Source organism: Streptomyces sp. NBC_00986 (genome assembly GCF_045162565.1).
In the GTDB taxonomy this organism is placed as follows: domain Bacteria; phylum Actinomycetota; class Actinomycetes; order Streptomycetales; family Streptomycetaceae; genus Streptomyces.
In genome coordinates this window covers 10030138-10051201 of sequence record NZ_CP108733.1, presented here as the reverse complement: position 1 = coordinate 10051201, position 21064 = coordinate 10030138, and the positions used below count along the sequence as shown (strand labels likewise).

Annotated in this window: 18 protein-coding genes and 1 pseudogene; 12 read left to right on the top strand and 7 right to left on the bottom strand. The window is 71.4% G+C overall.

The genetic code is table 11. The annotated features are described in order from the left end of the window. Nucleotides 1-100: 100 nt before the first annotated feature. The 4 genes and pseudogenes from OG504_RS45065 to OG504_RS45050 all read left to right on the top strand — a co-directional run. A complete protein-coding gene (locus OG504_RS45065; RefSeq protein ID WP_405994945.1) occupies nucleotides 101-679 on the top strand; it encodes a hypothetical protein in 579 nt (192 codons plus the stop codon). After that, nucleotides 676-1224 carry a hypothetical protein gene (locus tag OG504_RS45060; protein ID WP_405994944.1) on the top strand — a complete coding sequence of 183 codons (549 nt, stop codon included), beginning with the start codon at nucleotides 676-678 and terminating at the stop codon, nucleotides 1222-1224. Before OG504_RS45065 ends, OG504_RS45060 begins: the two co-directional genes overlap by 4 nt. After that, nucleotides 1221-1742: a hypothetical protein gene (locus OG504_RS45055; protein WP_405994943.1), complete on the top strand. Its 522-nt coding sequence runs from the start codon at nucleotides 1221-1223 to the stop codon at nucleotides 1740-1742. Before OG504_RS45060 ends, OG504_RS45055 begins: the two co-directional genes overlap by 4 nt. A gap of 123 nt (nucleotides 1743-1865) precedes the next feature. Next, nucleotides 1866-2531 (top strand): annotated as a pseudogene (locus tag OG504_RS45050) (solute carrier family 23 protein); the annotation flags it as partial. A gap of 98 nt (nucleotides 2532-2629) precedes the next feature. On the opposite strand, the gene OG504_RS45045 reads toward OG504_RS45050, so the two are convergent. Both OG504_RS45045 and OG504_RS45040 read right to left on the bottom strand, forming a co-directional pair. After that, complete coding sequence (locus OG504_RS45045) at nucleotides 2630-3916, bottom strand: SGNH/GDSL hydrolase family protein (protein ID WP_405994942.1); 1287 nt, start codon at nucleotides 3914-3916, stop codon at nucleotides 2630-2632. Between the two features lie 79 nt (nucleotides 3917-3995). Beyond that, the gene (locus tag OG504_RS45040) at nucleotides 3996-5321 is read right to left on the bottom strand and encodes a PHB depolymerase family esterase (protein ID WP_405994941.1); all 1326 of its coding nucleotides are present in this window, start codon (nucleotides 5319-5321) and stop codon (nucleotides 3996-3998) included. Nucleotides 5322-5559: 238 nt separating this feature from the next. Here OG504_RS45040 and OG504_RS45035 point away from each other — a divergent pair, with 238 nt between their 5' ends. After that, a complete protein-coding gene (locus OG504_RS45035; protein WP_405994940.1) occupies nucleotides 5560-6531 on the top strand; it encodes a polysaccharide lyase family 1 protein in 972 nt (323 codons plus the stop codon). 32 nt (nucleotides 6532-6563) lie between these two features. Continuing rightward, entirely contained in the window at nucleotides 6564-7358 is a 795-nt protein-coding gene (locus OG504_RS45030) for a pectate lyase (protein WP_405994939.1), read from the top strand. Between the two features lie 71 nt (nucleotides 7359-7429). Here the strand turns inward: OG504_RS45030 and OG504_RS45025 are convergent, their stop codons facing one another. Further along, the gene (locus tag OG504_RS45025; protein ID WP_405994938.1) at nucleotides 7430-7969 is read right to left on the bottom strand and encodes a GNAT family N-acetyltransferase; all 540 of its coding nucleotides are present in this window, start codon (nucleotides 7967-7969) and stop codon (nucleotides 7430-7432) included. Nucleotides 7970-8012: 43 nt separating this feature from the next. Next, entirely contained in the window at nucleotides 8013-8768 is a 756-nt protein-coding gene (locus tag OG504_RS45020) for a PaaX family transcriptional regulator C-terminal domain-containing protein (RefSeq protein WP_405994937.1), read from the bottom strand. 74 nt (nucleotides 8769-8842) lie between these two features. On the opposite strand from OG504_RS45020, the gene OG504_RS45015 reads away from it, so the two are divergent. Both OG504_RS45015 and OG504_RS45010 read left to right on the top strand, forming a co-directional pair. Continuing rightward, on the top strand, nucleotides 8843-10510 hold the full coding sequence (locus OG504_RS45015) for an acyl-CoA dehydrogenase family protein (protein WP_405994936.1): 1668 nt from the start codon (nucleotides 8843-8845) through the stop codon (nucleotides 10508-10510). Between the two features lie 86 nt (nucleotides 10511-10596). Next, the gene (locus OG504_RS45010) at nucleotides 10597-12681 is read left to right on the top strand and encodes a HEAT repeat domain-containing protein (RefSeq protein WP_405994935.1); all 2085 of its coding nucleotides are present in this window, start codon (nucleotides 10597-10599) and stop codon (nucleotides 12679-12681) included. A 444-nt stretch (nucleotides 12682-13125) separates the two neighbouring features. On the opposite strand, the gene OG504_RS45005 is transcribed toward OG504_RS45010, so the two are convergent. Continuing rightward, nucleotides 13126-13710 carry a hypothetical protein gene (locus OG504_RS45005; RefSeq protein ID WP_405994934.1) on the bottom strand — a complete coding sequence of 195 codons (585 nt, stop codon included), beginning with the start codon at nucleotides 13708-13710 and terminating at the stop codon, nucleotides 13126-13128. A 214-nt stretch (nucleotides 13711-13924) separates the two neighbouring features. On the opposite strand from OG504_RS45005, the gene OG504_RS45000 reads away from it, so the two are divergent. The 4 genes from OG504_RS45000 (at nucleotide 13925) to OG504_RS44985 (ending at nucleotide 17919) form a co-directional block, all read left to right on the top strand. Continuing rightward, nucleotides 13925-15076 carry a WD40/YVTN/BNR-like repeat-containing protein gene (locus tag OG504_RS45000; RefSeq protein ID WP_405994933.1) on the top strand — a complete coding sequence of 384 codons (1152 nt, stop codon included), beginning with the start codon at nucleotides 13925-13927 and terminating at the stop codon, nucleotides 15074-15076. Between the two features lie 133 nt (nucleotides 15077-15209). Continuing rightward, a complete protein-coding gene (locus OG504_RS44995) occupies nucleotides 15210-15887 on the top strand; it encodes a uracil-DNA glycosylase (protein WP_266868406.1) in 678 nt (225 codons plus the stop codon). After that, nucleotides 15884-16900, top strand: coding sequence for an N-acetylglucosamine kinase (locus tag OG504_RS44990; RefSeq protein ID WP_405994932.1), 1017 nt, complete (start codon nucleotides 15884-15886; stop codon nucleotides 16898-16900). Before OG504_RS44995 ends, OG504_RS44990 begins: the two co-directional genes overlap by 4 nt. A gap of 95 nt (nucleotides 16901-16995) precedes the next feature. Beyond that, the gene (locus OG504_RS44985; RefSeq protein WP_078652243.1) at nucleotides 16996-17919 is read left to right on the top strand and encodes a sirohydrochlorin chelatase; all 924 of its coding nucleotides are present in this window, start codon (nucleotides 16996-16998) and stop codon (nucleotides 17917-17919) included. A gap of 91 nt (nucleotides 17920-18010) precedes the next feature. Here OG504_RS44985 and OG504_RS44980 read toward each other — a convergent pair whose 3' ends face one another. Continuing rightward, the gene (locus tag OG504_RS44980) at nucleotides 18011-19048 is read right to left on the bottom strand and encodes a lactonase family protein (protein ID WP_405994931.1); all 1038 of its coding nucleotides are present in this window, start codon (nucleotides 19046-19048) and stop codon (nucleotides 18011-18013) included. Nucleotides 19049-19415: 367 nt separating this feature from the next. After that, complete coding sequence (locus OG504_RS44975) at nucleotides 19416-20909, bottom strand: FUSC family protein (protein WP_405994930.1); 1494 nt, start codon at nucleotides 20907-20909, stop codon at nucleotides 19416-19418. Nucleotides 20910-21064 lie beyond the last annotated feature (155 nt).

The window sequence follows — 21064 nt, the reverse complement described above, 5'->3', positions numbered from 1 at the left end:
CACGGGTGGCCACTGCTCGACCTAGTTCCGCTTCTCCGTGCCCGCCCATCATCGCCGTGTGACTAGGACGCGTGCACAGAATGCGACAGAAGTCCCTGAAGTGGGGGAGCCGGACGGTGGCCCGCACATCGTCGAGGCCTCGTCCGTACAGCCCGCGGCGGAACGACGGCTCGCCACGAGCAGTTGGCTTCTGTCGACGGTTCCGGATGGTGGCCGTGAGCGGGCCCGGATGGAGTGGCAGGAACACACGGTGGCGATGCTGCCGCTGGGCACTCTGTTCTCCGCCGTCCGTCTGCCGGGAGACCTGGTGCGCGCCGCGGGCTTCCTGAGGGGGAAACCCGACTTGGCGCAGGTTGACGCCTGCCTCGACGAGGTCCTCGACGGCGGCCCCGTCATCTGCGACCCCCAAGGGCATCGCTACTACGCGCTCGTTCCCGCCGACATGCCCGAGTCGTACAAGGGAGCAGCCGAGGACTGGCGCCCGCTCGGCGTGGAGATCCTGGGCCGCGGCACGTACCTCGGCGTACCGCCGCTCCATGTCGTGGAGTTCAACGAGCAGGCCTGCGTCTCGTACTGGTCGGTACCCATGCAGTCGCCCGCGATGCTGTGCACGCCCCTGAACGTGGCCCGCCTGATCGCGGCGGGCATGCAGCAGCTCGGCGTCGGCGGTGAGTCGTGACCGCACACCCCGAGAACGCGAGCGGCGGCCAGGCCGTCGCCGGCAGCGCCGAACATTGGCTGTTGGCCGCCCTCGACGCGAAGGACCGTGACGACGCCAGCGCGCAGTGGCGGAAGGGCCAGTGCGTCCTGATGCCGCTCGGGGGCCTGTTCAGCGCTGTACGGCTGCCTCAGGACCTGATCCTCGGTCACCACGACAGGCAGTGGGACCCGGCCGTCGCCGAACAGGTCATCGCCGCGGCGTTCGGCAGTGGCCCGGTCATCTGCGACCCATGCCGGATCAGCCGGTGGTACGCCCTCGTCCCCGCCGCAACGCCGGGGTGGCACACGGGGACTGACAACTGGCGGGCGGCAGATGTCATCCCCCTGGGCCTCGGCAGCTACATCAGCGTCCCGCCCGTGGACGCGACCGCGTACGACCCCCGTACGGAGGCGCCGTACTGGTCGATGCCGCTGACGCTGCCCGGCGCTCTGTGCGAGCCCGGACACGTGGACCGGCTGATCACCACCACCCCCGACCGTCTCGCCCAGGAGGCACAGTCATGACCGGGGCCGATGTCCTGATGATGAGCGGCGCGTCATACGACCCCGAGGCGGCACGACTGCTGATCCAGGAGGTCCCCGGCGCCGTCTACCTGACCCGCCAGCAGAACCACGGCGAGGCGTGCGTGTGGTGCGAGGCCGCTGGCGAGGGCGTCGCCCTTGCACCCCTGGGCGGCACAGGCGGCTGGCGGCCCCACGGGTGCGCCGCCTGCCGACAGGCGCGACTCACGTACGTGTGCGCCTACCTGGCCTGGAGGCGGCACGTACTGGACTGCGAGTCGTGCCGCACCGCATGGTGCCCGGACGGCTGGAGCCCGGCCCTCGCGCACCAAATCGCCTACGCGGCCACCGGCAGAAAGGCGCGAGTCTTCTGCGCGTGCGGGTGTCCCCTCGCGCTCACGTCGCGCAGGCTCCGGCCGTACGTCGTAACCACCATCCTGTTCAGCCTGCGCTACAACCACACCGGCCCCTGCCACACTCCCGAGAGGCCCGCTCCGGCCGGACCGGAGGGGACGCAGTGACCGGGCGTGCGCGCAAGAGGATCATCGTCTACGTCGCCGCGCTCGTCGTGCTGGGAGCCGCTGTGGCCTGGGGTATTGCCGCGTCGGGCTCATGCTGACTTTTTATGTCTCAACTCATCTATGGGGACGCCCACCTTCCACGCCTCGGCGATCGTGTCGATGCTGGTGGTGGCGCTGGTGACGATGACCGAGACGACCGGTGACCTGATCGCGGTCGGCGAGATGACCGACCGCAAGATCGAGCCGCGCTCCCTCGCGGACGGGCTGCGTGCCGACGGGCTCTCCACCGTGCTCGGCGGCGTCTTCAACACCTTCCCGTACACGGCGTACGCCCAGAACGTCGGCCTCGTCGGCATGACCCGCGTCCGCAGCCGCTGGGTCGTCGCGGTCGCCGGTGGCATCCTCGTCGTTCTCGGCCTGCTGCCCAAGCTCGGCGCGGTCGTCGCGGCGATCCCTGCCCCGGTACTCGGCGGCGCGGGTCTGGTCATGTTCGGCACGGTCGCCGCGAGCGGTCTGCGCACCCTGACCCAGGTCGACTTCAAGGACAACCACAACCTCACCGTCGTCGCCGTCTCGGTGGCCGTGGGCGTGCTCCCGGTCGGGGTGCCGACGATCTACGCCCAGTTCCCGGACTGGTTCCAGACGGTGATGAACAGCGGCATCAGCGCGGGCTGCCTGACGGCGATCGTCCTGAACCTGCTCTTCAACCACCTTCCGGCGAAGGGAAGTTCACCCGCCACCAGCACCCCGGCTCCCGCCGGCGCTGTCGCGGAGGAGCCGGTCGTCTAGGGCCCGTCCGGCGGATCCAGCCGCGGACGCGGGGCGCGGCACGCACGACAGCCCACTCACCGGTACCGATGCGGCACCGCCGATCCCCTGCGCCCTGATCAGCGCAGCAGTCCGGCGGGGACCGTCGCGGCCAGCACTCCGTACCCCGCCGGATTGAGATGCAGCCAGTCGCCGACCTGGAGGGACGGGAGCAGCCGGCGCGGGTCGGCGGGGTCGCGTACGGCTCGGTCGAAGTCGAGCACCGCGTCGAAGCAACCGGCCGTGCGGATCCAGGAGTTGACCGCCCGGCGGGAGGACTCGCGCTCTCCCGCCGGGTCGTCGTAGGTGTTGCCGCCGAAGGGGAGCAGGGTCGCGCCGAAGACGCGGATGCCCTGGGCGTGGGCGCGGACGACGATCTGGGCGTAGGCGCCCAACAGGTCCTCGGTGACCTGGTGTTGGGCGCTAGGGGTCGCGTCGGCGGTGCCGATGTCGTTGACGCCCTCGAAGACGATGAGGCGGGTGACGCCGCTGCGGGAGAGGACGTCGCGGTCGAGGCGGGCGAGGACGTTGGGGCCGAGCCCGTCGTTGAGGACGCGGTTGCCTCCGGCGGCCTGGTTCAGGATCGCCACGGAGGCGGTGGCGGGGTGGGCACGGAGGCGGTCGTAGAGCTGGTCGGGCCAGCGGTCGTCGGCGTTGGTCGTGGAGCCCCGGCCGTCGGTGAGCGAGTCGCCCAGGATCGCTACGGCCGTGGTGGCACGCGGGGCCAGGACCTCGACGTCGCTCAGCAGATACCAGTGGTCGACCGGTGTCGCCCCGGGCAGCAGGTCCTGGTCCTCGGTGTGGTCGCCGGTGCGGAGGTACGACGTCGTGCGCGAGCCCGGGTGCGAGGTGAGCGCGAGCGAGGGCTGGCCCGTCGCCAGGTACGTCGTGACGGTCAGGACGGACGCGGCACGCAGGTCCAAGTCCAGTGGATCGGAGACCAGTTGGGCGCCGACCGGGACGGTCGCCGATCTGCGTCCGGCGAAGGTGACCGGTCTGCTGCTGCCGGGCACGATCGCGCTCGCGCCTGCCTTCCCGTCCTGCGGGAGGGCCAGCGTCACCGCGGTGAGCGGGAGCGGGGTGTCGCCGTAGGCGTTGGAGAAGCGCAGGCGCAGCTTCCGGCCGCCGGTGGTGACGCGGAGTGTCTGGCGCAGGGTGGTGTCGACGAGGACCGAGGCGGTGCCGGTGAACGGGGCGGGTGGCAGGTTGCCGGGCTCGGTGAGCTGGGGCATCGCCGTCCAGGTGTTCACCCAGTGCGCGACAGATGGTCCCGAACTCCCCTCTGCGTGTGCCGGGTTGGTGGTGACCAGGGCCGACAGAGCCGTTGTCGTCGTGGCGACGATCGCTGTCCGTCTCGTGGGCTGCACGGAACCTGCCTTCCTCTGGCGGGATTTGGGTTCGGGGTGCGTGCCGGACGGAGGCGTCGGGCACGCACCCCGGGGCGGGTCAACCGACCGTGCAGGCCGTCCCGTTGAGCGTGTAGGCCGTCGGCGCCGCGCTGTTGCCGGTGTGGTTCGCCTGATAGCCGATGGTCACGCTCGCGTTGGGGGCGATCGTGCCGTCGTACGAGGCGTTGGTGGCCGTCACCGCGCCGGAGGCCGGTGCGTAGGTCGCGCCCCAGCCGTTGGTGACGGTCTGTCCGGCGGGCAGGGTGAAGCCCAACTGCCAGCCGTTGACGGCACTTGGACCGGTGTTGGTGATGGTCACGGAGGCGGTGAGGCCGGTGTTCCAGGCGCTGGTCGTGACGGCCACCTTGCAGGGGCCGGTCGAGGGCGGGGGTGTGGTGCCGCCCCCGGTCAGACCGAAGAAGGTGAGGACGCGGGCGCCCATGCCGTAGGTGTAGAGGTTGTGGGTGACGCCCTGGAGGCTGATCGCCTCGACGGGGGCCTGGTCACCGGTGGCGCCGTAGCGGGTGCGGGTCCAACCGGTCGCCGGGGAGTCGGTGGCGGCCGGGGTCTGGCCGACGCCCAGCACGTTGGTCCACTGTTTGATCTCCTCGCCGAAGTTGGGGTAACGCAGCGTGTCGTCCGCGGTGCCGTGCCACAGCTGCATGCGGGGGCGGTGGCCGGTGTAGCCGGGGTCTGCGCCCCGGACCAAGTCGCCCCATTGCTGCGGGGTTTGGACGACCGTGCCGTTGGCGCAGGCGGTGTTCCACTCGGAGCCGTCGGTGGTGGCGAAGCAGCCGAACGGCACGCCGGCGAAGGCGGCGCCGGCCGCGAACACGTCGGGGTAGTCGCCGAGGAGGACGTTCGTCATCATCGCGCCGGAGGAGATGCCCAGGGCGTAGACGCGGGAGGTGTCGGCGGCGTAGGTGCTGGTCACCCAGTCGACCATCGACTTGATGCCGACCGGGTCGCTGCCGCCGTCGCGGTGCAGGGCCTGGGGCGAGGAGACGTCGAAGCACTTGCTGGCACGGGTGACCGACGGGTAGACGACGACGAAGCCCAACTGGTCGGCCAGCGAGGCGTATTCGGTGCCGGAGTACATCGCCGGGCCCGATCCCCCGCAGTAGTGCACGGCCACGACGACCGCCGGGTGCGCGGTGACGGCGGCCGGGACGTACACGTACATCTGCAGGTTGCTGGGGTTGGCCCCGAAGCCGGTGACCTCGGTGAGGGTGGCGGCGGGGACGGCCTCGGTGCGGGCGGCGGCCGGGGGTGCCATGAGGGTCAGGGCCGCGAGTAAGGGCACCAGCGCTCCGAAGAGGGCGACGAGTACCGAACGCGGCGGTTTTCTCGATGACTTGAGGGTGTCGGCGGCTGTGGGGCGCACGTCATCGTCCCTTCCTGATCGCGGCTCGTGCGGCATCTTTCGGGGAGAACAATCGGCATCGTGACATGGACACGGATGCCATGGAAGCGCTCCCACGCTTCGAATAGTTTCTGCACAAGCGTTGACTAGAAAGCGCTTGCACCCTACGTTCCGTTCAGAAGTGTGACCGCACGGTCCTTCATGGCGTACATCGTTCACGTACACGATCACCCCATTCCCCCGGAAGGGACGCACCCGCATGCGTACTCGCCCCCCACACGCACATCCACGACGATCGGCTCTGGCGGCGCTCGCGCTCGCCGCGGCGGCCGTGCTCACGCTCCCCCAGTCAGCGTCGGCGGTCGACGCCTCGCCGGTCGGTTTCGGTGCCGGCACGACCGGTGGCGGCAGCGCCGCGGCGGTCACGGTGTCGACGCTGGACGCCTTCAAGTCGGCGGTCACCGGCGGCAGTTCGAAGGTGGTCAAGGTCAACGGGCTGATCTCGCTGAGCGGTCAGGTCGACGTCGGGTCCAACACGACGGTGCTGGGCGTCGGTTCGGCGTCCGGGTTCACCGGCGGCGGGCTGCGCCTGAAGAACGTGACGAACGTCGTCGTCCGCAACCTGAACATCAGCAAGTCGGTCGCGCCCGCCGACGGCATCACCGTGCAGGCGTCGACGAAGGTGTGGATCGACCACAACGCCTTCTCGTCCGACCTCGACCACGGCAAGGACTACTACGACGGCCTGGTCGACATCAGCCACGCCTCCGACTGGGTCACCGTCTCCTGGAACACCTTCAAGAACCACTACAAGGGCTCGCTCGTCGGCCACAGCGACAACAACGCGAGCGAGGACACCGGGCATCTGCGGGTGACGTACCACCACAACTGGTTCGACCAGGTCAACTCCCGTATCCCCAGCCTGCGTTTCGGCACCGGGCACTTCTACGACAACTACGTCGTCGGCGCCGAGACGGCCGTGCACTCGCGCATGGGCGCCCAGATGTTCGTCCAGAACAACGTCTTTCGGGACACGGAGGTCGCCGTCACGACGAACCGGGACAGCGACGTGGACGGCTACGCCAACCTCAGCGGCAACGACCTCGGTGGAGCCGCCACCGAGATCTCGCAGGTCGGCACGTTCACCAGCCCGCCGTACAGCTACACCGCCGAGCCCGCCTCGACCGTCGTCGCCTCGGTGACCGCGGGCGCGGGCACCGGAAAGCTCTGACCACTCCCCCACCTCGGAGAAGGAATCGGGACATGACTTCTTCCGTACGACCGCGCGTACTGACCGGCACACTGGCCGCCTTCGGCCTCTCTGTTGGCATGATCATGGCATCCGGCGCACTGTCGCCGGCCAGTGCCGCGACCTGGCCCACCGCGAGCGGCAGCCAGGCGGTGACCTCGACAATCTCGGTCTCGGGCACCAAGGACTACGGGATGCTGCGCCTGTACGGCAGCGGTGACCTGGGCACGGGCAGCCAGGACGAGGACCAGGGCCCCATCCTGGAGCTGGCCGCCGGTGCCGTCGTCAAGAACGTCATCATCGGCTCGCCCGCCGCCGACGGCATCCACTGCCTGGGCAGTTGCACGCTGCAGAACGTCTGGTGGGAGGACGTCGGCGAGGACGCGGCGACCTTCCTGGGCTCCTCGTCGTCCAACGTGTACACCGTCAACGGCGGCGGCGCGAAGGAGGCGAGCGACAAGGTGTTCCAGTTCAACGGTGCCGGAACGCTCAACGTCTCCAACTTCGCGGCGCAGACCTTCGGTACGTTCGTCCGCTCGTGCGGCAACTGCAAGACGCAGTACAAGCGCACGATCAACCTCAACACCATCGAGGCGACCTACAAGGGCAGCCGGATCGTCGGCATCAACACCAACTACGGTGACAGCGCGACCCTGAAGGCCATCACGATCGTCGGGGACACCAGCAAGAAGATGATCCCCTGCCAGAAGTACATCGGGAACAACACGGGCGCGGAGCCGACCACCAACGGCACGGGCGCGGACGGGACTTACTGCAAGTACGCATCCTCGGACATCACGTACAAGTAGGCCTCCCACGGTGACGGCGGCCGTACGAAGCGTCCCCGCACGGCGCTTCGCACGGCCGCTCCGGCACGAACTCAGCCCGACGGCGCGGCCGTTGACCGCATGCCGAGCCACTGCTCGGCGTCCCACGCCTCGAACCGCTCCACCTCGGTGAACCCCAGTTTCGCCGCGAGGCGCATCGAACGGGCGTTGGCGGTCTGGGTGGTGAGCACCACCGGCTCACCGGGAAGGACCCCGTCGAGCCAGCCGAGCGCCGCCGTGCACGCCTCGGCGGCGTATCCGAACCCCCACACCCGCGGCAGGAACAGGTAGCCGAGATCGACCTTCCCGTCGGCGGACGGGCGGATATGCCCGGCCGCTCTCCTGAGCAGGATCAGGCCGATCATCGCCCCGTCGAGCTCGACGACGAGGCTCCCGGACCGGCGCTCGGGCACCTCGGGCGTCTTGCGCTCAAGCTCATCGCGCGGGCGGGGACCGCCGAGGTACGTGTGCACCTCCGGCGAGGCGAGCAGTTCGATGAACGTGGCACGGTCCCACGCCTCGGAGGCACGGAGCACGAGCCGCCCCGTTTTGATCGGCTCAGGCGGCCAAGCCGCGACTCCCAGATCTTCCATCGGCGCACGCTAACAGACCGTCGAACCCGCCGAGCGGAAGGGCTTATGCCGTGTTCCCGAGCGTGGTCGCGATCAACTCCCGCCGGTGGCGCGTGTATTCGCTGCGCAGAGTCGCGCCCGGCCAGTCGGTGGGCAGGAGTTCGGGAGGCAGGACCGGGTCCGCGAGCAAGTGCCGTACGGCGGCGGCGAGCACGGTGAAGCGGTCGGCCGGGTGGTCCGCGGTGGCGGCGAGACGGGCGAGCAGCGCCTGGGCCGTCTTCGCCCAGGCGTCAAGTGGCCAGAGGGTGAAGGCCAGTTGGCGGGCGGGTTCCGCGGGACGGGTGGTGAAGTGCCGGGCGACCGGGCCGAGTTCGTCAGGGCGGGGTCGTAGGAGATTGGCCGGGCGGAGCCAGACTCCCTCGCGGAGTTCCGCGAGCCGGAGGGCGGTCAACTTGCCGCGCAGGTCGGCGCGTTCGGCGGGGCCGCGGCCGGTCGCGGTGACGACGGTCATCTCCCAGTCACCGCCCCAGGGGCGGGTCTCGGGATGTACGGCGGCGTCCTGGCGGCGCTGGCGTTCCAACAGGCGGTCGCTGAGCCGGTAGACCGCGTCCGTGGTCCGCAGGTCGCCGGCGGCCACCATCCGGCTGAGCGCGGCCCGGAGCGTGGAACCGGCGACGCCCAGGGGCTCGACGGCGCGCAGCAGATCCCGTACGGGCAGCTCGGGCGGGTGCGTGCCCAGCAGCAGGCTCAGGACGACCGACCGCGCGGACAGCGGGCGCAGGTCCACCTCGCCGGGGCCTTCTGACACGTTCATCCGCATGGCCTCGTACTCTACGTGGCGATTCTCGTGTTACATCATTGATGCATTCGCAGAGATAGTGCAACACTTCACCCATGGCCCAGACACTCGCGCACATACCGCCGCAGCCGCGGGACTCCACGCACGACGTCACCAATCAGCCCCCGCCGCTGACCCCGTACGACTCCTCCGAGGACGCGGCCCTGCTGGAGGGGCTGCGCCGGGAGGGCGCCGACTGGGCCGAGGAGGACGTGCGGCGGCTCGGGCGGGCGGCGGGCAGCGAGGAGGCGCAGGAGTGGGGTGAGCAGGCGAACCGGCACGAACCGGAGCTGCGCACGCACGACCGCTACGGCAACCGGATCGACGAGGTCGAGTTCCACCCGAGCTGGCACCGGCTGATGGGCGTCGCCGTCGCCGAGGGACTGGCCGGAGCGCCCTGGGCGGACGAGCGCCCCGGCGCCCATGTGGCCCGTACCGCACGGGGGTTGGTGTGGGGACACACCGATGCCGGGCACGGCTGCCCGACGTCGATGACGTACGCCGCCGTCCCCGCCCTGCGCGCGACGCCCGAACTGGCCGCCGCCTACGAGCCGTTGCTGACCAGCCGGGTGTACGACCCGGTCCTGCGCGTCCCGACCGAGAAGCGCGGGCTGCTCGCCGGGATGGGGATGACGGAGAAGCAGGGCGGCTCCGACGTCCGGACGAACACCACAACAGCCACTCCCACCGCCGAACCCGGCGTGTACACCCTGCGCGGGCACAAGTGGTTCACGTCGGCGCCGATGTGCGACGTGTTCCTCGTGCTGGCACAGGCGCCTGACGGACTGTCATGCTTTCTGGTGCCGCGCGTGCTGCCCGACGGCAGCCGCAACACCTTCCGTATCCAGCGGCTGAAGGACAAGCTGGGCAACCGTTCCAACGCGTCCTCGGAGCCCGAGTTCGACGGGACCGTCGCCTGGCTGGTCGGGCCCGAGGGGCGCGGCGTCAAGACCATCATCGAGATGGTCAACTGCACCCGCCTGGACTGCGTGATGATGTCGGCAACTCTCATGCGCAAGACGTTCGTCGAGGCGGGCCACCATGTGCGGTACCGGTCCGCGTTCGGCGCACGGCTCCTCGAACAGCCCCTGATGCGCAACGTGTTGGCGGATCTGGCGCTGGAGTCGGAGGCCGCCACGACGCTCACGTTGCGGCTGGCGGGTGCGGCGGACCGCGCGGTGCGCGGGGACGGCGCCGAGTCGGCGTTCCGCCGGATCGCCACCGCCGTCGGCAAGTACTGGGTCACCAAGCGCGGCCCGGCCTTCACTGCGGAGGCCCTGGAGTGCCTCGGCGGCAACGGCTACGTCGAGGACTCGGGCATGCCCCGCCACTACCGCGAGGCGCCGCTCCTCTCGATCTGGGAGGGCTCGGGGAACGTCAACGCCCTTGACGTCCTACGGGCGTTGACCCGCGATCCCGGTACGGCGGAGGCGCTGTTCGCCGAACTCGCCCTGGCGCAGGGCGCGGACGCCCGCCTGGACGCGGCCGTCAGTCGATTGAAGAACGCGTTGAGCGAGGCCACCGAGACGGGAGCCCGCCGTCTCGTCGAGCGGATGGCGCTGACCCTCCAGGCCTCCCTCCTGGTACGACACGCCCCGGCCGCGGTCGCCGACGCCTTCTGCGCGAGCCGGCTCGGCGGCGACTGGGGCCACGCCTTCGGCACCCTCCCCGACTCCGCCGACCTCGACACGATCCTCGCCCGCGCCCTGCCCGAAGAAGCCTGACCCTCGGTTACCCCCCGATTCCGCTTCGTTGTCAGTGGCGTGGTGCAGACTCGCGATCAGTTGGCACTGCGCCTGGGGAGGACAACGTGTTCACGGGGATCGACGAGGTCGGCTGGGCCTCACTGCGACATGCGTACGGCAGCGCGGAGGACGTGCCCGGACTGCTCCGGGGACTGGCCTCCGCGGACCCCGTCGAGCGGGCGAGCGCGCTCGACGGGATGTACGGCGCGGTGCACCACCAGGGAATCGTGTACGACTCGACGCTCGCCTGCGTTCCGTTTCTGCTCGCACTCGCCGCTTGCGAAGAGGTTCCGGACCGGGGCGGGTTGGTGGAACTTCTGGTCAGCATCGGACGGGGACACGGGCCGGAGGGGGAGGTTGTCGATACGGGTGACGGGCGGAGGCCGGAGCAGGAAGATGGTGACGGGCGTGGGTCGGCCGATGCCGCTGTCCGCGCGGGCGGCGAGGTCTTCGTCGTCCTCATCGGGGACCGGGACCCCGGTGTGCGCCGGGCAGCTGCCGAAGCGCTCGTCCGGTTCCTGGACCAACCCGCGCGCGTGCTGGGCCTGTTACGGCAGCGCATCGCGGTGGAGCGCGACGACCGGGTCCTGCTCGCCCTCACCGAGAGCGTCGGCCTGTTCGTACGGCAGCACCCGGCCCACGCCCCCGAGGCGCTGGACATCCTGCTGATGCTCGGCACTCCGCCGTACGACCCCGGTCTACGGCTCGCCGCGCTCGGCCAACTCGCGGGCTGCGCACCCGATCTGCTCCCCGCCGACCTCGTCCCGACCGTCGTCGAACTCCTCGGGGAGCGGTCCGAGCAGCGCCGGTCGGGCCGTTCGGCGCCGACGGAGGGCGACCACGTGGACCCGGACACGCTCGCCGGACGGTTACGTCGGCTACGGCCCTCGGACGAGGAGGGCGCGCTGCTGCTGCGTACGCTGCACACCGCGCTCGGCGGGCGGGTGGGCGACCGGATCGCCCTGCTGGAGGGGCAGTTGACCAGCCCGGACCCGGCTGACCGGTGCAACGGGGTGTGGACGGCGGCGGGGTTGTTCCGCGAGTGGCGGGCCGACTACACGGTGCCGGTCGCGCTGATCGGTGAGCAACTGGGCGCGGGGGCACCTCCGTTGCCCGGTGCGGCGGTGTCGGACCGGTTGCGTGATGCCGCGGTGTCGGTCCTGGGCGATCTCTTCCACCTGGCCGCGCCGGCCGCCGACCCCCTCCACGCGCTGGTGATCTCCCGCCCCGACCTGTGGGTGCACCGTTGGGAACGCCGGCCGCCGACCCTGGGCGGTCCGCTCAAGTCCCTTGCCCGCAGCGGCGATCCACGGGCGACACCGGTACTGGCCCAGGTCCTCGCGCAGCCGGTCGTACCCGACGACCTGGGACGCGTGATCGTCTACCTCGGCCGCGCGGGCGCACCCCTCACCCCGGCGCTACGACACCTCCTCGGCCAGCTACCCCTCGACTCCCCCGAGACCTACGACCGTGCCGTACCCCTGCTGTCGGCGCTGACCGCGCTCGCCGATCGGGAGGCAGTGCCGGAGGTGTTGCGGTTGCTCGGCGGGATGGCGGACGGGGTGCGGTCGAGGCCCCGGGTCGTGGAGTCGGCGGTGCGGGCGCTCGGGGTGTTCGGGGGTGGTGCGGAAGGGGTCGTACCCGTAGTGCGGGGGCTGTTGGAGTCCGAGTGCGCCGGTGTCGCCGCGGGTGCGCTGTGGTCGGTGGAGGGGGATGCCTCGGCTGTACTGCCGGTACTGGTACGGGAGTTGGCGGACCCTGACGCGCAACGGCGCCGGGCCGCCGCCGAGGTGCTGGCCCGCCTGGGCTCGGCTGCGCGGGCCGCGGCACCCGGATTGGCGCGGATGCTCGGAGCGGAGTGCGCGTGGGAGCGGACGGCGGGCGCGTGTGCACTGTGGCGGGTCAACGGGGAGGTGGAGAGGGTGCTTCCGGTACTCCGTTCGGCCTGGGTGGAGCATCCGGGTGTGCGGGGCGTCATTGCCGCGTGCCTGGTCGACATGGGGGCGGCCGGGGCGCCGCTGCACGACCTGGTGGAGGCGGAACTCGCCGCGCCGCGACGGCATTTGGTGCGGTCGGGTGGACACGGGAGCCAGGACGTCCTGGAGGACGAGCGGTTGTTGGAGGTGTGCCGGGAGGTGCGGGGGGCTTGAGATCGGGTGGGAGTGGGTGCAGGGAGTGAGGGCGCAGGGGATCGGGTGGATCCGTGTGTCGGCACGTTCGAGTCGAGCAGGGTCGGTCAGGGCCGTCTGCCAAGAGGTACGCGCGGCTTGAGACCGGGCAGGCCGGAGGACCGGAGGCGCGGGCGTGTGAGATCGGACGGGCCCGTGTGCCGAGGCGTTCGGGCGGAGTAGGACCGTCGTGGCTGCCGGGAAGCACACGCGGCTTGAGACCGGGCAGGCCGGAGGACCGTAGGTGCTGGACAAATGACATCGGGCGGGTCCATCCGCCCGGGAGTACGGGCTGGGTAGGACCGGTCAGGGCTGCGCGCCGGGAAGCACGGGCGACTTGGGGCCAATCGGGTCTGTGTGACAGGCACGACGAGGGCCCCTGTCTGCGATTCGCAGGGCAGGGGCTCGTGGCGTCGGGGCGGGCGCTCAGCCCGTCTTGCGGCCCCACAGTGGGCCGAAGCGGGCCCACTCCTCGTCCCATTGGTCCATGCGTCGGCGTTCCAGTCTGCCGCGCAGGGCCCGGGCGCTGACGAGGGGGACGGCTGCCGCGCCCACTCCCAGGAGGGTGCCGATCAGTACGGCCCGCAGTTTGGCCTGCGAGGCGCTGGCGGGCTTGGTGACCAGGTGGCCCTGCGGGTCGGTCCAGACGGTCACCGGAGTGCCTATCGCGCTGCCGGAGGGGACGCGTATCTGGCCGGTGTGGGAGGAGCCGTCCACGGCCGTCCAGCGGACCTTCGCCCAGACCGGTTCGCCGCTCGTTCTGCTCGAGTTCGCCGGGGCGGGACCCGGTGCGTCCTGGACCACCAGGGCCACCGCGGGTTTCCAGTCGACGCGTTCCTGGGCCAGCTCGTGTTCGACGGACTGGGTCGCCGTCAGACCGGCGAGCACCCCGGCGAGGACGGTGATCAGCCAGGCGCCGAGCACGATCCACGATTCCACCGCATCGGCACGGCGCTTGAGCGGATTGCGCCGCCACCGCCACAGCCACACCTTCGGACCTCGGAACGCCATCGAAGGCATCCTCCTCATGAACGCGCTCACCTACCGAACCGCCCTCCCATACGGGAGACGTCTGCTCGATGCTCACGACGAATACCCCGACTCGACGTTCCCATGGCTGCCGGGACTTCCGCAGGCGCTTCGCGGGAAGGCCTCGCGAGTCTGCCCCACGGACCGGAACGGGCCTCCTGACCTGCGGTGATGCCGATTCCAGGGGTGACTGTCAGTGGTGGGGTGCAGACTGGGCGGTGATGGGGGCAAAGTCGCCAAAAACGCAGCGGAGGTGACCGGCATGACGGAGGTACTGCTCGCGGTGGGCACGCGAAAAGGCCTGTTCATCGGGCGCAGGCGGGGTGGGATCTGGGAGTTCGACGAGAGTCCGTACTTCAACGCGCAGGCGCTGTATTCGGTCGCCGTCGACACCAGAGGCCCCACACCGAGATTGCTGGCTGGTGGTGACAGCTCTCACTGGGGTCCGTCCGTGTTCCACTCCGACGACCTGGGCCGGACGTGGGCCGAGCCGGCGCGGCCCGCGGTCAAGTTCCCGAAGGACACGGGGGCTTCGCTGGAGCGGGTGTGGCAGTTGCACCCGGCGACCGCGGAACCCGACGTGGTGTACGCGGGCACGGAACCGGCCGCGCTGTTCCGCTCCGAGGACCGCGGCGAGAGTTTCGAGCTGGTCCGCCCGCTCTGGGAGCACCCGACCCGTTCGCGGTGGGTTCCGGGCGGCGGCGGAGAGGGCCTGCACACCGTCCTCACCGACGAGCGCGACCCGCGCGCCGTGACGGTCGCCGTCTCGACGGCCGGGGTGTTCCGCACCGGCGACGGGGGCGAGAGCTGGGAGCCGTCCAACTCCGGTGTCTCCGCGGTGTTCCTGCCGGATCCGAACCCGGAGTTCGGCCAGTGCGTACACAAGATCGCACAGGACGCGGCGACCCCGGACCGGCTGTATCTGCAGAACCACTGGGGCGTGTACCGCAGCGACGACGCCGGCGCGCACTGGACGGACATCGGCGAGGGACTGCCGTCCACGTTCGGCTTCGCGGCGGCCGCCCATCCCCATCGCGGCGACACGGCGTACGTGTTCCCGATCAACGCCGACGCGGACCGCGTGCCCGCCGAGCACCGGTGCCGGGTCTTCCGTACGGCGGACGCGGGCCGGAGTTGGGAGGCGTTGTCGGCGGGCCTGCCGACCGAGGACCACTACGGCACGGTGCTGCGCGACGCGATGTGCACGGACGGCGCGGACCCGGCGGGCGTGTACTTCGGCAATCGCAACGGTGAAGTGTTCGCGTCGGACGACGACGGGGACAGCTGGCGGCAGTTGGCGTCCCATCTCCCGGACGTGCTGTGCGTGCGCGCGGCGGTGGTCGCGTGAGGGCGGAAGCTTCCGGAAGGGCAACTCCCGGCAGGGCAGGCTTCGTTCACACGCGCCCACGCTTCGGTCGTTCCCGGTCGGGCTTCGAGCACCGGTTGATCGCCGGGCCCTGTACGGCAGTAGGGTGACGCCCGTGGCACCACGACCGTTGCATGAGATCGTCGAACCGGGCTGGGCGAAAGCCCTGGAACCCGTGGCCGGACGCGTCGCCGGGATGGGGGACTTCCTGCGCGCGGAGATCGCCGCCGGGCGCACCTATCTACCGGCCGGACCGAACGTCCTCCGAGCCTTCCAGCAGCCCTTCGACGACGTCCGCGTCCTGATCGTCGGACAGGACCCCTACCCGACTCCGGGGCACGCGGTGGGGCTGTCGTTCTCGGTGGCCCCCGAGGTACGTCCGCTCCCGCCGAGCCTGCTCAACATCTACCGGGAGCTGAACACGGACCTGGGACTGCCCCAGCCGTCCAACGGCGACCTCACCCCGTGGAGCCAGCAGGGGGTGCTCCTCCTCAACAGGGCGCTCACCACGGCCCCGCGCAGTCCGGCCGCTCATCGCGGCAAGGGCTGGGAAGAGGTCACCGAGCAGGCGATACGGGCACTGGCCGGGCGCGGCAAGCCGCTGGTGTCGATCCTGTGGGGCCGCGACGCCCGCAACCTCCGACCCCTCCTTGGCGACCTGCCCTCGGTGGAGTCCTCGCACCCGTCCCCCATGTCGGCCGACCGCGGCTTCTTCGGCTCCCGCCCCTTCAGCCGCGCCAACGACCTGCTGGTCCGGCAGGGGGGACAACCGGTGGACTGGCGTCTGCCGTGACGATTCCGGGGGACGGTTCACCGTATGCCGCGGGCAGGTTCCTCGCCGTGGACTCGGGAGGCTCCGGGCTCCGGGTCGTCGTGGGCGAGGTCGGTAGTGGCCGAAGTTCCGGCCCGCTCTCGTCCGGGGAACCCGTTCGGACCGGTGCCCGTGGGATCGATCCCGGGCATTTCATGGAGCAACTGGCGCCCATGGTGCGCGAGTTGACCGATCACGCCGACGTGTCCGAGGTGGGCACAGCCGTGATCGGGGCCGCCGGGCTCGCCACGCTCGGGGACGGGTTGCGGGCGGAGTTGCCGGGGGCGTTGGCGCGGGAATTCGGGGTGCGGACCGTCGCGCTCGCCGCTGATGCCGTCACCGCTTATGTGGGCGCCCTCGGGGCAAGGCCCGGTGCCGTGGTCGCCGCCGGTACCGGGCTGATCGCGATCGGCACCGATCTCACCGGGTGGCGAAGAGCCGACGGTTGGGGGCATCTGCTCGGCGACTGCGGTGGCGGGGCCTGGATCGGGCGGGCCGGGCTGGAGGCGGCGCTGCGCGCGTATGACGGGCGGGACGGGGGTTCCGAGGCGCTGTTGAGTTGCGCCGAGGAGCAGTTCGGGGCGATGACGGGGTTGCCCGGCAAGGTGTATCCGCGGTCGGACCGGCCCGCCGTACTCGCGGCTTTCGCGCCTCGTGTCGCCGAGTGCGCGCCGGACGACCCGGTGGCCGCCGACATCCTGCGCGACGCCGCCCGGCACATGGCCGAGTCCGCCGTCGCGGTGTGTCCGCCCGCCGGTGAGCCCCAAGTCGCGCTCACCGGTGGCCTGTTCAAGATGGGCGAGCTCCTCCTCGTACCGCTGCACGAGGAGTTGGCGAAGCGGCTGCCGCATGCGCGGGTGGTTCCGGCGGAGGGTGATCCGCTGGACGGTGCCGTGCGGATCGCGCGTGATCTTGCCGCGGGGGCGCTCGCTCTGCCGCGTGACGACGTGATGTTGTCCGTGGTGAGCCCAAAAGGACAAGGTGATCACTTCTGATCCGTACGTAACTCATCAGACAAAACAGGACGGATACCGCTCACCTGCACCCTCCCCGAACAGGGGAGCCCAGGAAGCCAGTAACATGCCTCGCCATGAGCTCCCCCACTGGGCCCGCGTCCGGCCTGCCAGTACGAATGCCGCGACCTCGCCAGCCCGGGCGGCACCGCCGACCCGAGCAGCTGGCGGCTCCCGAGGGCGCGCCCGCGCTGGTCCTGGCCGTGCCGGGCACGCCCAGCGCCGCCACGCGCAGCCTCGCCGAGGAGGTCGTGAGCATCGCGCGCTCCGAGCTGCCCGGTCTCGACGGCCGCATCGGTTATCTCGACGGGGACGACTCCGAGTTCCCCACGCTGACGTCCGTGCTCGCGCACGCCGCTGAGGAGCGCACCGCCCGCTTCGAGCAGGCCAGGGCCGCCGGCGCCGACGTCAAGGAGCCCGACGGGCCGGTGGCCGTCGTCGTGCCGCTGCTCGCCGGTCCGGACAGCGCGCTGCTGCGTCAGGTCCGCCAGGCCGTCATGGACAGCCGGGTCGCGGCCGACCTGACCGATGTGCTCGGTCCGCACCCGTTGCTCGCCGAGGCGCTGCACGTGCGGCTGTCCGAGGCGGGTCTGGCCCGTGCCGACCGTGCCCGGCTGTTCACCGTGGCGACCGCCGCGGACGGCATCATCCTCGCGTCCGTGGGCGGCGAGGAGGCCGTGCAGGCGGCCGGGATCACCGGCATGCTGCTCGCCGCGCGGCTCGCCGTGCCGGTGATGGCGGCGGCTCTTGACCAGGAAGGTTCGATCGCGGCCATCGCGGAGCAGTTGCGCGGGTCGGGTTCGCAGCAGCTGGCGCTCGCGCCGTACCTGATCGGCCCGGAGATCGACCCGGGTCTGCTCCAGGCGGCCGCCGCCGAGGCCGGCTGCGCAGCCGCCGAGGCGCTCGGTCCGTACCCGGCGATCGGCAAGCTCGCGCTGGCCAAGTACACGACGGCGCTGGGCATCGCGCCGCCGCAGCCGCAGGGCGCGCCGGTTCGCTGACCCAACCGGCACGTGTAACGCCGTAGCGCCGAAAGGGCCCCTCCTCACGCGGGAGTGGGCCCTTCGGCATGTGCTGGGGACGACAGCGGGGTCAGTCGAAGACCACGCAGGACGCGGCGGTCACCTTGACCGAGCCGCTGCGGCGCGGGATGCCCGTGGCGGGGTCGACGGTGAACCAAGTGACGTCGCCGGAGCGCTCGTTCGCGACGTACAGGTGGCCTCCGGCCTCGGTGAGGGCGCGCGGCCAGTGGCCTTCGCAGGGCACCGTCCCGATCAGCCGCAGCCCGTCGCCCTCGACGGCGAGGACGGACAGCACGTCCTCGCCGCGGGTCGCCGTCCAGACGAAGCGGCCGTCCGGCGAGGTCGCGATGCCGGACGGGTAGGCGGCGTCGCCGTCGGGCGGGCCGGGCAGGACCGCCACCTCGGTCAGCGGTTTCAGCGCGCCGCTCTCGACGTCCCAGGTGCAGACGGTGACGGTCGGCGTGAGTTCGTTGAGGACGTAGGCGTGGGCGCCGTCGGGGTGGAAGGCCAGGTGGCGGGGGCCCGAGCCGGGTCGGAGCGCGATCTCGCGATGCAGTACGGGACGTCCGTCGTCCAGCGTGCACACCCGCACGGAGTCGGTGCCGAGGTCGACGCTGACCGCCCAACGACCGCTCGGGTCGGGCTGGATCTGGTGGGCGTGCGGACCCTGCTGGCGCTGCTGGTGCGGGCCGGAACCGGTGTGCCGGAGCTGTCCGGAGGGGCGGTTCGCCAGGGTGCCGTCCGGGCGGACCGGCACGGCGGTGACGCTGCCGGAGCCGTAGTCGGCGGTCAGCACGTGCCCCGCGAACAGGCTCAGGTACGTCGGTCCCGCGCCCCCCACACGCACCGGCGACCCCAGCAGCTCGGGCTTGTCGCCGTGCACGCGGTACGCGGCCACCGCGCCCTCGACCGTCTCGCTGACGGCGTAGAGCGTGTCCCCGTCGGGCGCCAGGGCGAGATACGAGGGGTCGGGGACGCCGTCGACGCTGCTCAGGACCGTCAGCGCGCCGCTGTCCGCGTCCACGGCCGCCGCGACGACACCCGGGCCGCCCGCCGCCGTGAACGACCCGATGAAGGCCCGCCGTCCCCGCCTGCCGCCGTCTGCCACCGCTGTCCCCTCTCGGTCAGTGCTGTCCGGGGTGACGGTAGCAGTCGATCATGACCGGTCTAGACCAAACCCCGGAGCTTTCTCCACCCAGCCGTACCGGTTCCGCACCCATACCGGCTCACGGTCCGACAAGCCGCGAACCGGACCGCACGCGCAGCGGTTCGGCGAGTTCGGCGAGGGCACGTTCCAGACCGTGCAGGTGGGCCAGCGCGGGCTCCGCCGGTGGCCGGACCGCAGTGGCCCTCAGCCGCGAGGCGTCGCCGTCGATGAGCGCCTCGGCTTCGATGCATCAGCAGGCGGCAGGCGGGCAGGCAGGCGGATGTCGTGGGCGGCCTCCGCGCCTCCGCCTCGGCCCAGCCGAACCGGCTCAAGCTCCGACAAGCCGCGAACCGGACCGCGCGCGCAGCGGCTCCGCCAGTTCGGCGAGAGCGCGTTCCAGCCCGTGCAGGTGGGCCAGCGCGGGCTCTGCCGGTGGCCGGGCCGCACTGGCCGTGAGCCGGGACGTGTCGCCGTCGGTGAGGGCCTCGACCGCGGTCTCCACGCGCCAGCACGCGGCGGCGAGGCGGGCGTCGTGGGAGGCCTCGGGGTCGGCGGCCACCGCGACGAGGCCGCGGATCTCGCGGGCGCAGTCGTCGAGCAGGGCGAGCACCCGGCGGGCGCGGTGCTTGCGGCCCAGCACCGGGTTCAGCGGGTGCACGAGGGGCGCGACGGACAGCCGTACCCGGCCGAGGAGTTGCTCGAGTTCGGCGACGCGTCCGGCGGGGTCGGCCGTCGCGGAACCGGCGAGGCGGGCGGCGGCCTCGGCGGTGCAGGTGTGGACGCAGCGCAGGGCGCGTTGGATCCAGGCGTCCGTGGTGGTGTGGGTGGTCACCGGCAGCACGAGGAGGACGGCCAGTACGGCACCGAGCGCGCCGACGCCTGTCTCCGCGAAGCGCAGCGCCAGCAGGCCGGGGTTCAGGACGCCGAGGAGGCCGTAGAGCAGTTCTGCCATCAAGGTCACCGAGAGCATCATCCAGGTGTAGGAGACGGCGGCCGAGTAGAAGATGACGAAGACGCAGGCGGCCACCAGGATCGCGGTGGGGACGGGGGCGCCGTGGACCGGTACGGCGACGAGCAGGCCCAGGGCGATGCCGAGGACCGTGCCGAGGACGCGACGGAAGCCGCGGACCACGGTCTCGCCGCGCGAGGCGGTGTTCACGAAGATCCACCAGGTCGCCCCGACGGCCCAGTACCAGCGCTGTCCGGACACCAACTGGCCTACGACGAGGGCGAATCCGGTGCCCGCGGTCGCCTGGACCGCTTGCCGAGTGGTCACACGGGCCAGGCCGCGAGCGGCAGTTGGGGCAGGTACGGCGGTCGGGGGCAGTCGTCGTTCGTAGCACCAGAAGCCGAAGCGGACCGTTGCCGCAGTGAGCACGGAGAGGCCAACTGCCGCGTAGAGCACGGGTAGTTGGTCGGTGGTCGCGTGCAGAAACTGCGCCACGAAGAAGGTCATGAACGCGAAGACGCCGAGGCTGTGGCCGCGCGGTCCCCAGCGGCGGGCGTAGACGCCGGCGCCGACCACGGCAAGAAAGGTGAGGTCACGGGCGACGGGGTGGTCGTGCAGTTCGGCCGCGGCGGCGAGCACCGGCAGGCCCACGCAGGGCAGCAGCGCGGTGGTGACGGCCTGCCCGCGCACCGAGGTGTCCGTCACCGTGAACAGGGCGAGCAGCGCGGCGAGACCGCCGGTCACTGCGCCCGCGAGGGACTGCCCGTTCAGTCCGCACACGACGACCGCGAGGCCGATGCCGAGGACGGCCCGACCGGCGAACCGCAGCCGCACGCGCCCCGGGTCCGGAGCCACGAACACCCTTTTCAGCACTGCTTCCCGCCCCCTGCGCGCACCTCTGGACACCGGCATGAAAAAGGCGCCGCGGAGGTCCGCAGCGCCATCGACATGCCCATGAGAGCATCATCGAGGCGAGTGGCTCAAGTGGCTCCCGATCCACTGGGCCAATGGCCCGGCCCTTAGGGACT